This is a genomic window from Catalinimonas alkaloidigena (assembly GCF_900100765.1).
GTDB lineage: Bacteria > Bacteroidota > Bacteroidia > Cytophagales > Flexibacteraceae > Mooreia > Mooreia alkaloidigena.
Genome location: NZ_FNFO01000010.1, coordinates 193,680 through 205,859 on the forward strand (window position 1 = coordinate 193,680; position 12,180 = coordinate 205,859).

Below are 12,180 nucleotides of genomic sequence, written 5' to 3' on the forward strand. Positions count from 1 at the left end.
CGGCGTCCGAAATTTTTTTAAAGTTTTTTTGCGAGTAGGTTTTACAGGGCCAGCCAACCGGCGATGACAAAAATGCTGACGTGCTGCATGTGTTCGCGCAGCGTGCCGATGGCGCGGCCCATCAGTTTGTAGGTCGCCTTCACGCTGAGGTTGAGCAGTTCGGCCACTTCCTGAAACGAGAGCTTTTCGTAGTATTTCAAAAAGATGGCTTCTTTCTGACGCGGCGTGAGGGCCGCCAGCGCGCGGGTTAGGCGCTCTTTTTCTTCGCGGGAGATCTGGTCGGTGATGAGCTGAAACTCGTGCGAGTGGGCGACCTCAAAATCGTAAAAGTCCGCACGCGCGTGCCGGGCCAGCATCCGGCGGTCGTGGTCCATGCGCCGCAGGAGTTTTTGTTTAAAGGCTTTCAGCAGGTAAAACTTGACGGACGTAGTCGCACTGAGGTCTTGGCGGCGGCGCCAGAGTTCCACAAACAGATCCTGAATGGCATCTTCCACTACCGTTCCGTCGGCCACAAGTTTCCGCCCGTAGTTATACAGCAACTGCACGTACCGCCGGTAGAGGGCATCCAGCGCGTCCGCGTGGCCTTGCTGCATCTGCGCCCACAGCCGTTCGTCGTTAGGCCGCGCTGTACCCTGTGGGGGAGAGGTGCAATCGGCGGCGGGAAGAACTTGCATGCGTGGTGGTAATCGAATAAAAGAATGAGGTCAGGTTAAGATAAGTGGTTTCCGCAGAGATCGCAACTTTACTTAATGTCGGGCTTTTTGGGCGTAGTTCGTTAGCATTTGCGTCACCGCCTCGTCGCCCATCACGGCGTAGTCGGGGCGCGGATGCTTTGCGTCGAACGCGTGTAATCCTTCCGGCGGCACCACCGTTACGAACGACTCGTCGAGTTCATTCTGCGCGTTGATGACCTGCGACAGGTCCAGACCGAACTCTTTTGCAAAGAACCGGTACGCGCCTTCGCGTTTGCTGGGGCCGTAGTCGTGGCGTTCGTCGGGCAGGTGCAGGTTCCGAACCTGGTCCGCCGCGCCGTAGAGGCGGTAGACGTTTTGGATGTAAGGGAACTCCACCTCGGGCGTATTGTGCGTCCAGTCGTTGCCGTCGGAAATGATCAACGACGGGCGCGGCGCGGCCAGCGCGGCAATTTCCACATTGCTCGTCTGTAGGTTCTCCGTTTTATGAATCGGCATCCCGCTCTCGCAGGTACAGCCACCGAAGTGGAAACTCGACACCATCACCACCGGCACGGAGGCGGCAATGCGCGGCTCGATGGCCGTCAGCACGAAGGTCTGTGTGCCCCCACCCGATTCGCCCGTGATGCCGATTCGCTCCGGATCGACGTTCGGCAGCGAGAGGAGGAAATCGACCGCGCGGCGACTGTTCTGCGTCTGCAACGCCAGCCCCAGCGGATGTTTGTGGGTCGTCTGTTTTGAGTCGCCGACGCCGATCATGTCGTAGGCAAACACCACCGCCCCCATCCGCGCCAGCGACGCACACCGCCGCTGCACGTACTCCGCAAAGCGCTGGTCGCCGCCGTGGCCGTGGGTCGCCAGAATGCCGGGGTAGGATTTCTGTTTTTGGGTGGGCCGATACAGGTTTCCGGTCACGAAAAAGCCGGGCAGGCTCTCGAACGACACGTTCTCGACTGTATAGCCGTCGAAGGTTTTCTTGCTGTGAACAACCGGCTTCAGCGGCGTATCGTGCGGCAGTTCGTCGAGGCCCGTCGCCTGCCTGATGTTTGCCCGGATGCGTTCCGCCCGCTCCTTCCACCCCGCCAAGTCGTGGTAGGTCGACGCGAACCGTTCGAGGGCCGCTTTCCCTTCCTCTTCCGTGTAGTAACGTCCCTGACACAGCATCGTGGTATCGACGTCGAACTGCGCGTAGGCGGGAATACAGGTGCCGGTCCATACGAGGACGAGGGCCAGTAGATTTCGTTTAATACAGATCATACACGTATGTTTTTGGATTTGTAGCGACTTCCTAATCCATCGCTACAAACTATCATTTCTATAACTCCACTTTCAACGCGATTACGTCCTCCTTGCCACGGCGGGCAGGGATCGTGACGTGAAGTCCCGCCGCGTCCTGTTGCCAGGAAAGCGTATCCGGATACCCGAGCATACGCAATGAGTTGACCTTCTCGTCCGAGAAGTCGGGAAGAAGCACGTCCGCATGATTGCCTTTCACAAAGGCGTAGACGGTATCGCCCTTTTGCGTGTAACGCACCGTCTCCTCATCGCCGAAGGTTTTCCAGGGACGGGTGCCATAGATCCCCTCGCCGTGGACCTCCATCCAGTCGCCCATCTCCTGCAGAAAGGTCAGTTCCGTTTCGTTCAGGGTGCCGTTCGGGCGCATCGGCATGCCCAGCAACAGGTTGCCGTTTTTGCTGACTACATCGACCAGGTTCCAGATCACACTTTGCGTCGTGGGGTACTCGGCGTGCTCGTTGTAGTGCCATCCACCGAACGGACGATCTTTCTGCCACGGATAGGCCTGCATCTCCTGTTCGCCGCCGCCGAAGCCGCCCAGTTCCCGGTCAATCACCATGCCTTTTTTGTATCGCTCGGGTACGGAATCGTTGAGGTCGTGGAGTTTCAGGTTCAGCACCGCCTCCTGCTGGCCGCCGTGCCACGTGGGGTTCTGATTGTAATAGTAGGTGATGATGTCGATCCCCGCCTCTTTGAAGGGCGTGCGCTCGATCCGCGCCTTGGTCGCGTCGTCGATGCCTGCGTAGGTGCTGCCGCCGTGGTAGGTAAACTGCCGCCAGCTTTGCCCCATGATGTACGAGTCGAAATAGAGGAGATCGGGATGGTAGTGATCGAGCAGGTCTTTCACCCGGTCGTACCAGTTCTGCACGAACGCCTCGGTCGGAATCGTATCGCTGGCGCGCTGCGCCGGGCCGTAGAGTTGCTGCGGGTCCAGCCCTTCCCACCATTGGCCTTCGCCATCGGCTTTCGTCAGCACGCCGTCGTAGGGTACGCCTGCCTTCGGACCGGCTGAGTCGCTACGAAACGCGGGTAGGTACCAGCCCCACGTGTTGATGTTGTGGACGCTGACGCCGAACCGGATGCCTTGCGCCGTCGCGGCTTGTTGCCATTCGCCGATCACGTCCCGCTTCGGTCCTACGTTGACGGCATTCCACGGCTGTTCCGCCGAGTTCCAAGTGTCGAAGTTGCAATGGTGATTCGCCAGCGCGACGAAGTACCGCGCCCCCGCCCGTCGGTAGAGTTGCATCAGCTTCTCTGGGCTCCACTGGTCGAGCGTCCACTGCCGACATAAGTCCTTGTACCCCACTGCGGACGGATGGCCGTAATGCGCCAGGTGGTATTCGTAATTCTCATGGCCGGGCACGTACAGATTCCGTGCGTACCAGTCGCCCTGCATCGGCACGTCCTGCGGCGAGCTGTGCGCCCAAATCCCGAATTTCGCATCCCGAAACCAGTCCGGACACTCGTACTGACCGAGCGATGTCCAGGTCGGTTCGTACATCGTCGGCTCAGCTACTTCCTGCGCACTCTCCGGCGTGGGACGGGAGGTGCAGGCGATACCCGATACGAGTAGAAGGATCGCAATAGACAGGAAAAAGCGGTGGCGCATGGGTTATTTAACGGTCGTCTCTTTACTAGAGTCCGCAACTCTGAAAATCTACTTCACCGACAGCGCATCGACGAGCACGCCCGCTGCAGTGGTCGAGATGAGAAGGACGGTGTAGTCGCCCGCGTTGATCATGCTGCCCGTCGTGGTGTTGATGTAGTTCCACTTGCCGGGCCGCGTTTCGGTAAACTCCACGTCTTCTGCTTTCATCAGGGAGCCGTCGGCGGAACGGACTTCCAGCCGTCCCGTTCCTGTGGCTTCGTGCGGATTGTGGTACTTCACCTCCAGCGAGTAGATGTCGGCGACGCCCACGTTGATGTGCCACGCCAGCGTATCGCCGGAGGCCCGGTTGTAAATCGCCCGTTCGTTGTCACTGAAGATTTTTTTGCTGATGCCCTCCCCGATCAGTTCGGCTTCAAAAGCTTTGTACTGCGTGGATTCTTTCAGATCGTACGGCGGATCGATGGTCGACGTCTGCTGCACGATCACCAGGAAATCGGTGGCCCCGTCGGGCGCGCCCAGCGTGACGGTAGATCCTTTCGGGAAACGCTTCCGGTAGACGTGGAACCGCCGCCCGTCGCTCAGGTCGATGCATGTATTCAGGTCTTCGTAAGACGACATCCAGTCCGGTCGTTGGAGGATCGTATCGAGGGCGACGTGCACTTCCGATTCGGTCGTCACCGCAAACTGCACCGTCGCTTCCGCATCGGCAGTGGAGGTTTTCTGCAACCATTCTGAGCCGTACAGATCGGGCGGTACATTCAGGAACGTGACGTCACTACCCGCGTAAGGCGCTTGTCCCGCATCCAGCCAGGTCTGCGCCGACCAGCCGGGGGTGGTGAGCTTTCCGATCCAGTTCGGGGCGGCCGGGGCGGGTTCGATATCCGGATTTTCGGTGGCGATGGCGATGCCCGAAATCACCGCCTGCCCGGCCGCCACGTTGGGAAAGGAGACTTCCAGTTGCCCGCCGGTCACCTGCGCCGTCACCACTTTTTTGAGGGCTCCGTCGTGGCCCGCTTCCTTCCAGAGGTCCAGGTCTTTCAAAACCGTGGTTCCATTCACCGCCACGTCGAACAGCCGCCAGCCGGTGCAGTCCTGCCCGCCGCCCGTGCCCAGCCAGGGCTCCGTGAAGTAAAGTTCGACCCGGTACTCGCCGTCGGGCACCGGAAAGCGGTAACGCAATTGATCGCGTCCGTAGCGAAAAGTCTGGAACAACTCCCAGTCGCGCGTGCCCCGGATGGGATCGTACGTCCGGCGCTGGCTGGCGAAATAAGCGGGCATTCCCGGAAACTGGTTCGTCCAGGACAGGGAACCCCAGGCGTCATTATCGGTCCAGGCGCGGTCGGCCTGCCATTGGTTTTCGTATGTATCCACGTACGTGGGGCCGCCGCAGTTGACCCGGTAGAGGTAACGCCACCCTAGTTCTGCGTCCGTGAGCGGCGTAGCATCTTGGTAAAGTTGCTCGAAATGAGGAGCGGGTGGCAGATGGCGCAACACGATCCGGTCGCGTGCCACTTCCTTGCCGTCCACGTAGCCCACAGCTTCCAGTACATTGTATTGCACCTCTAGGCCATCCCATTGAAAGTGCGTCCCAATGCCATTCCGTTTCTTTTTCCCGAGCGACGCCCCGCCCACATCGTTGAAGAGTTCGACTTCGTCGCAGTTGGAATAGACGACAAGGCTGTCTTTCATGCCCGGTTCGGTCCAGCGGTCCGGCCACGTGTGCGACACGAGGTAGACCATCGGCTCGGTGGCGTAGTTGGAGCGAAACATGTGGTAGACGTCGAGCGGCTCCTCCCAGGGCGTCATCAGCCCTTTGTAGTTGACCGGCCCGATCCGGTCCAGTTCGCGGTAGCCTTCGCCCGCCTGCACGCGACCGGGGTTGTCGTGCGACGAGAAGAGCCAGAAGTAATGCCCGGACGCACTGTCGCGCACCGATTCAGCGAGGCGGACTTTCATCTCCATCAGTTGCGTCATCCGGTCTTCGCTGTAGATTCCGTTCTGATCGAACGGGCCTTCCGTGTGCAGATCGAGCGTCCGCCACGCGCCGTATTCCCCAATCAGGACCTGCCGTTTTACGTCTTCGTTGTATGTCGTCGGGTCGCCGCCGTAGGTGCCCGTCCAGTTTTGCGGCACGTCCCAGTCGGTGCCTTCGCCGCCGTTACAGGTCGTCACCAGCCGTTGTGACGAGGTGGTCGGGTCCAGTTGACGGATCAGTTCGGTACACTCCCGCGCAAAATCGGCCGGAAGGTGGCTCTCGTTCTGCAAGCCCCACAACACCACCGACGGGCTGTTGCGCCGTTCCTTCACCCAATCTTTCAGGAGGGTTTTGAAGTTCTCCCGAAACTCGGGTGTGTCGTACCAGATGTGCGCCGAAAGCTGCGTCCACCACAATACACCGAGCGAATCCCAGTAGGTCTGGTAGTCGAGGTTATGGGGCTGGTGGGCATCCCGAAACGAATTAAAGCCCAGGTTTTTCATCTGCAAGGCGCGCGCCCGCACTTCTTCCGCCGTAAAGGCATGGCTTTGCCCGAGGAGGTGTTCGTACTCCGCGATGCCGTGGATAAAGACCGGTTTCCCGTTCAGGTAAAATTGTTGCGAGCCGTCCACCGGGTAGATGGGCCAGCTGATCCACCGGATGCCGTAGGGCGTCTCCGTCCGGTCAATCACATTGCCTTTTGCCACCACTTCCGACACGAGCGTGTAGAGGTACGGATCGTCGACCGACCACAAATGCGGATTTGCAATCACCGGCGGCTGATGGGCGATGGTGTCGATCCCTCCCGGCCGGAGTTTGTGTTTCGTGGTGACCTCAAAAACTAATTTCCCGTCGCGGTCTAGCAAGCGACTCTTGAGTTGCACAGCCTTCGCTTTTGAGCCGTAGTTTTTGAGTTCGGTGGTCAGGTGCAACTGCGCCGCTTGTGCGGAGACGGTCGTGTCGTTCCAGACGTGTACGCCGAACGGTTCGATCCGCACGGGGTCGGTAACGATTAGGTGTACCGGCCGGAAAATCCCCATCGGTTGAGAACCTTCCGAAAAGCCCCGCTCGTCAGAACAGCCCCCGCAGACCCACGGCAAGTCCTCAATGAACGCCGGATGGTCGGCCCGTACCGCCAACACGTTCTCCCCTTCCAGCGAAATGGCGTCGGTCACATCCAGCGTAAACGTCGTGCGTCCTCCCGCATGGTAGCCTACCCGTTGGCCGTTCAGCCAGACCGTCGCGTACGACCCTACACCCTCAAAAAAGAGAAAGTAGCGCTGCCCTTCTTTTTGAGGCGCAACGGTGAAGCGCTTCCGGTACCAGGCGTAGCCGTGGCGGTTGCCGTGCAGTTTCCGGCGGTAGCCTTCGTAACCGTCCCAGTTGTGCGGCACCTCAATTTGCTCCCAATCGCGCGTGATATAGCTGATTTCCTCAAACCCCGCGTACGCTTCCTGGTTCGTATCGTTCGCTACCGTCTGCCACCCTTCGTTCAGCGAAATGTCCTGGCGCACATCGCGTTGCGCAAACGCCGTTGAAGTGAGGAGGAAAAAGAGAACTAACCATCTATTGTCATTTCGAGCACCAGCGAGAAATCTTGCTCCAAAAGTGAGGAGATTTCTCACTGCGTTCGAAATGACATGAAGGGGTGATAAAAGAATCCACATGGTTTGATTAGCTCCTCTCATTACAATTCCCGAATCCAAAGGTTGCGGTACCCGACCCGGCTGTTGTGCTCCTGCAAACGTAACGGTAATTTGGACGCGTGGTACTCGTATTCGGGAAGGCCCTGGTACTTCATCGGACCTTTCAGGGCGACATGGTTCAGGATGAGCACGCTGTTCTGGAATACCGTTAGGTACGCGGGAGTCTTAAGGGACTTATCAGCGTTGAATTCCGGCGCTTCAAACACGATGTCGTAGCTCTGCCACGTGCGGGGCGGCAGCGACGCGTTCACCAGCGGAATGTGCTGCTTGTACACACTGCCCGCCTGCCCGTTGTAGTAAATTTTATTCTCATCGTGATACGACTCGTAAATCTGTAGTTCGTAGAGGCCCATCAGAAACACGCCGCTGTTGCCCATGTTGTTGCTAAAATCCTCCTTCGGATCGGGTGTGCGCCATTCCACGTGCAACTGGCAATCGCCGAATTTCTGTTTCGTCTGGATATCGGTGGCTTTCGGCGTCACGAGCAACTCCTCTCCTTGCACGTCCCAGGTCACGGGGCTACCGTCCAGGTGCTCCCAGTGCCGGAGATCGTCCTTCCCCCGAAATAAGATGATGGCATCCGAAGGGGCGTGCTGCTGCGCGTAGGGATCAACGATCGGCGGCTTCCGCGACCAGTCTTCAGTCTCTTTGGGGGACATTTCTTCCTGCGCCCAGGCCGTAGAAAGGGGGAGCCACAGGAGCGCACCGAGAAGGACTTTATGCAGCGGAGCGATGAGAAAATCAGGCATGTTCATGTACCTTGAAGTGCACCTCACCCCCCGATTATACCCTCTTGTTTTTTCGCTCATCCTTTTTCCTGTCATCTCGACCGAAGGGAGAGATCTTGCTCCAAAAGTTAGAAGATCTTTCACAGTCGCTTTGACTAATAATGCCATAGAAACATTATCTATTCGCTATATTCAGGGATAGTAGATTGCTAATGAAAGAGAAAATATGTCCAGCAATTACGATGCAAAGCGGAAAAGAATCTTTGACATCTATTCACACGATTTAAAGAAGTATCTCCAAGCTAATCGAAAACAAGTGTTCACCTCAGATGGTGAGGTAATTGACCAACCACTCTATGTATGTCCATTATGCCTTACCTTCTTTCCTGAGAATGCTATTCTTGGGCCAGAGCCATTTCTTACACTGGAGCACGTTCCGCCTAAAAGTGTTGGGGGAAAATCAAAAATTCTGACTTGTAAGAACTGTAATAATATAGCAGGAGCTAAGTTGGACAAAACCCTATTGCACCATCTCCAAACTCAGCCATTTTTAACAAAGATGCCTGGGGCTGCAATTGATGCTGTTTTCAAGTTTGAAGAGAATAAGGTATTTAAGGGGACATTAGCCAATCAAGATGACAAGGGTTTTCTTATAACGATCAACCCTCAGGCTTTCCCTCATTTTGATCAGAAAATGAGGAAGGTCTTTTCAGGAGGGAAAGTAGATGTATCATTCCAAGTACCAAGTGAATCTGCAAAGAATCAAGCTTACCTAAGAATCGCGTTCCTAGAATGCTTTTCACTCTTTGGTTATGATTTTCTATTTAATAAAAACACGGAAGAACTATGCAAGCAACTCGTTTATGGAACAGAGTCTATACTTCCTTACTCTACTTATGGGCGCATAAAGCCCTCCGTCCCACTAAAGGATGAGTTGATTAGCTTGCATGTGATTAAAGAACCGCCAGAATTGCAAGCATATTTAGTAGTCTTCCAAATCAAAGAAAGACGTCAAGGAAATAAAGAAAACATAGCCATGATTATTCCTGGTCCAGGTGAGCAAGCATGGGCTAATTATTTGCACTATGGTGCATTTTCAGAATACGGAGGTGATCTTAATATAAAAAAGATAGAGAATTTCACTGGTGTTGCAGATTGCCAACATTTCGGCTACCAGAAGCTTTGGGATGTATTCCTCAAGTAGAAGTAACCTTTTACTGTCATCTCGACCGATGTGAGAGATCTTCCAACTTTTGGAGCAAGATCTCTCACATTCGTTCGAGATGACAAGAGAGGTGGGAGAAGGCTTACTTACAGCCGCATCAGGTTGCCGTCGAGGCGGTAGGTCTGGCCGGTTTCGGTCTCGAAGGCGATTTCCTTGTCGCCGTACCGGAGGACGCAGCCTTCCCCGGCGGTGGACGTCACGTCGATTCCCTTCAACTTGCCTTCCTCCCACATCAGGTGGAGCGTGAAGCCGCCCCGCGCTTTTAGTCCGTCCACATCGCCGAGCGGGAGCGCAGCGGGCAGGGCGGGAAGCAATTCAATGCCGCCGTCGTGGCTCTGGACCAACATTTCGGCGATGCCCACGGCCCCTCCAAAGTTCCCGTCGATCTGGAACGGCGGGTGAGCGTCGAGGAGGCTGGGATAAGAACCGCCCCCATCGGCAGCGGGACTCAGCAGCATCTGGATCATTTTGTAGGCGTGGTTGCCGTCTTTCAGGCGCGCCCAGAAGTTGATTTTCCAGGCGAGGCTCCAGCCCGTGCCTTCGTCGCCCCGGTACTCCAGCGATTGTTGCGCGGCCGCCATCAGTTCCGGCGTCTTCCGCCAGGTGATGTCGTCGCCGGGATGAATGCCCCAGAGGTGCGATACGTGCCGGTGGTGATTGGTCGGGTCGTCCACGTCGGCCAACCACTCCTGCAACTGGCCGTGCTGGCCGATCTGGTTCGGTGCAATCTTGGGCCATAGCGTCGCCAGCGTATCGCGGAAGGCAGCGTCGATCCCGAGGAGTTCGCTGGCTTCAATGGTCTTCTGAAACAGGCTGCGGATGATCTGATGGTCCATCGTCGGTCCGGCGACCAGCCCTCCGTTTTCTGGTGAATTGGAGGGCGTGCTGATCAGCCAGCCCGACGCCGGATCTTCCACCAGAAAATCGACGTAAAATTCGGCGGCCCCTTTCATGGCGGGGTAGGCGCGGTCGCGGAGAAATTGTTTGTCCTGCGTATAGAGGTAATGCTCCCACAGGTGATGGCTCAGCCAACCCGCCCCCGACACCCATATGCCGTGGTTGGCGTTATTGATGGGTGCCGTGCCGCGCCAGAGGTCGGTGTTGTGGTGCAACACCCAGCCGTCGGCCCCGTAATGAACCTTCGCGGTCTTCGCGCCTTGTGCCTCCAGGTCGTCGATCATGTCGAACAGCGGTTCGTGCATCGCGGACAGGTTCAGTTTCTCGGCCGCCCAGTAGATCATCTCGACGTTGATGTTTGTGGTGTACTTGCTGCCCCACGGTGGGTTCAAAAGGTCGTTCCAGATGCCCTGGATGTTGGGCGGACGCGTGCCGGGGCGGGAGGTCGCCAGCAACAGATAACGCCCGAACTGGACGTACAGCGCCATCAGGGCCGGATCGTTGGATGACCCAAACTCAGCGATGCGCTCGTCGGTCGGCAGGTCTTCGTTGGCGGAATGGCCCAGGTCGATGGAAAGCTGGTTGAAGTACTGCTGATAGTCCTGCACATGCGCATCACGCATCTGCGCATAAGTCTTCCCCTGAAGACTCTTCAGCGCTTGCTGACACACCTGCACCGGATCGCCGGAGACGTCGTGGTAGTTCACGTAGTTGGTACCCGCCGTGAGGTAGAGCGTCACTTCGTCGGCCCCCTGCACCTGGATGCCGCTATCCGTCACAGACACCTGCCCGCCTTTCGCCTCCGCCCGCAACTGGCTTTCGCCGCGCAGGGCTCCGTTCTGAACCTGCAACGACAGGGCCAGCGTCCGGTCGTCGAGTTTTCGGGTGGACGATTTCTTGTGCGGACTGGTCAGCGAGGTAGTAAAAGAAAGTTGTCCCGGCGTACTGGCCGTCAGGTGGACGACCATCGTTTGGTTCGGCACGCTGGCGAAGTATTCCCGCGTAAAGGTGACGCCGTTGTGCTGGTATGAAGTACGGGCCACGGCTTCCGAGATGTTCAGTTCCCGGCGGTAGTTGGTCGCTGCTTCGTGCTCCGGAAAGGCGAGGTACAGGTCGCCGAACGGCTGGTAAGAAGCTTCGTACTGCGGATAGGCCGGAGGTTCGTCGTTCTGCACCCAGTACGTCCACGTCCCTTCGATCGAAACCCGCTGGTCGGGTGCGCCTTGCGGATAAACACACAGCGGACGGTCGGTGCCTTTCGGGCCGGTCAGCCCTCCTTTGTCGTAGTAATTTAGAACTTGTACCGCCAGTTGGTTCTTCCCTTTCTTGAGGAGCTTGGCGGGAATCGTATAGCGGCGGATTTCATCTTTTCCCTGCGTCGTGCCGACCTGTTGGCCGTTCACAAACGTAATGTCATCGTCACGGATGCGTCCCAGTTCCAGCATCAGGTCCTTCCGCTTCCAGCCCTTCGGCACCTCGAATTGGGTACGGAACCAGACGGCTCCGTCGACAGCGACCATGTCTTCCAGCCCGATGCGCTCCCATCCCTGCGACACCGGAACCTCCATCGGTTTCCACTGGCTGTCGTCGAAGTCGGCTGTGGCTTCGGGGGGATGGGGTCCGGCTTTCACTTGTTGTATCCAGGCTTCCCGTTGTTGGTCGTAGTCCGCTTCGTGGCTCTTCAGGCCCATGAAGTGCTCATTCGCCAACGCTTCGGCTTCGGCCTGTTTGCCTTCCGCAATGAGTCGCCGAATTTCCGGGAGGTACTGTGCCGCCCCCGGACGGGCGTACTCCCGAGGCTCACCGGTCCAGAGCGTCTCTTCGTTGTATTGCAGGTGCTCTTCTGCCGCCCCGCCAAACACCATCGCACCGAGCCGGCCGTTGCCGATGGGCAGGGCCTCCGTCCATTCCGTGGCGGGTTCGTCGTACCATAAGGTGAGATCAGACTGCGCCCAGGCAGGTGCGCCCACCAGCATCAGTCCGACGGTAATCCATTTTTGTATATGCATGTGTATGCTAAAACCTTGTCGCTAAAATCAACGCTGTCGCTCA

General features: G+C 57.4%; 7 protein-coding genes. 1 reads left to right on the plus strand and 6 read right to left on the minus strand.

Going from position 1 to position 12,180, the window contains the following annotated elements:
• Positions 1-41 precede the first annotated feature (41 nt).
• From BLR44_RS22120 to BLR44_RS22140, 5 genes are all read right to left on the minus strand, one after another.
• The gene (locus tag BLR44_RS22120) at positions 42-674 is read right to left on the minus strand and encodes an RNA polymerase sigma factor (RefSeq protein WP_089686231.1); all 633 of its coding nucleotides are present in this window, start codon (positions 672-674) and stop codon (positions 42-44) included.
• Positions 675-746: 72 nt separating this feature from the next.
• Positions 747-1,949 carry an acetylxylan esterase gene (locus BLR44_RS22125; RefSeq protein WP_176956160.1) on the minus strand — a complete coding sequence of 401 codons (1,203 nt, stop codon included), beginning with the start codon at positions 1,947-1,949 and terminating at the stop codon, positions 747-749.
• A 58-nt stretch (positions 1,950-2,007) separates the two neighbouring features.
• A complete protein-coding gene (locus BLR44_RS22130) occupies positions 2,008-3,597 on the minus strand; it encodes an alpha-L-fucosidase (RefSeq protein ID WP_089686233.1) in 1,590 nt (529 codons plus the stop codon).
• Between the two features lie 48 nt (positions 3,598-3,645).
• Positions 3,646-7,086, minus strand: coding sequence for a malectin domain-containing carbohydrate-binding protein (locus BLR44_RS22135; protein ID WP_245706142.1), 3,441 nt, complete (start codon positions 7,084-7,086; stop codon positions 3,646-3,648).
• A gap of 173 nt (positions 7,087-7,259) precedes the next feature.
• Complete coding sequence (locus BLR44_RS22140) at positions 7,260-8,027, minus strand: 3-keto-disaccharide hydrolase (protein ID WP_089686444.1); 768 nt, start codon at positions 8,025-8,027, stop codon at positions 7,260-7,262.
• Positions 8,028-8,232: 205 nt separating this feature from the next.
• On the opposite strand from BLR44_RS22140, the gene BLR44_RS22145 reads away from it, so the two are divergent.
• Positions 8,233-9,210, plus strand: a complete 978-nt coding sequence (locus BLR44_RS22145; RefSeq protein WP_089686238.1) for an HNH endonuclease — start codon at positions 8,233-8,235, stop codon at positions 9,208-9,210.
• Positions 9,211-9,317: 107 nt separating this feature from the next.
• Here the strand turns inward: BLR44_RS22145 and BLR44_RS22150 are convergent, their stop codons facing one another.
• On the minus strand, positions 9,318-12,137 hold the full coding sequence (locus BLR44_RS22150; RefSeq protein ID WP_089686240.1) for a glycoside hydrolase family 95 protein: 2,820 nt from the start codon (positions 12,135-12,137) through the stop codon (positions 9,318-9,320).
• Positions 12,138-12,180: the final 43 nt, after the last annotated feature.

Coding starts and splice junctions, on each gene's coding strand:
- BLR44_RS22140 (WP_089686444.1), bottom strand. CDS start 8,027: ATGCCTGATTTTCTCATCGCTCCGCTGCATAAAGTCCTTCTCGGTGCG.
- BLR44_RS22130 (WP_089686233.1), bottom strand. CDS start 3,597: ATGCGCCACCGCTTTTTCCTGTCTATTGCGATCCTTCTACTCGTATCG.
- BLR44_RS22145 (WP_089686238.1), top strand. CDS start 8,233: ATGTCCAGCAATTACGATGCAAAGCGGAAAAGAATCTTTGACATCTAT.
- BLR44_RS22150 (WP_089686240.1), bottom strand. CDS start 12,137: ATGCATATACAAAAATGGATTACCGTCGGACTGATGCTGGTGGGCGCA.
- BLR44_RS22125 (WP_176956160.1), bottom strand. CDS start 1,949: ATGATCTGTATTAAACGAAATCTACTGGCCCTCGTCCTCGTATGGACC.
- BLR44_RS22120 (WP_089686231.1), bottom strand. CDS start 674: ATGCAAGTTCTTCCCGCCGCCGATTGCACCTCTCCCCCACAGGGTACA.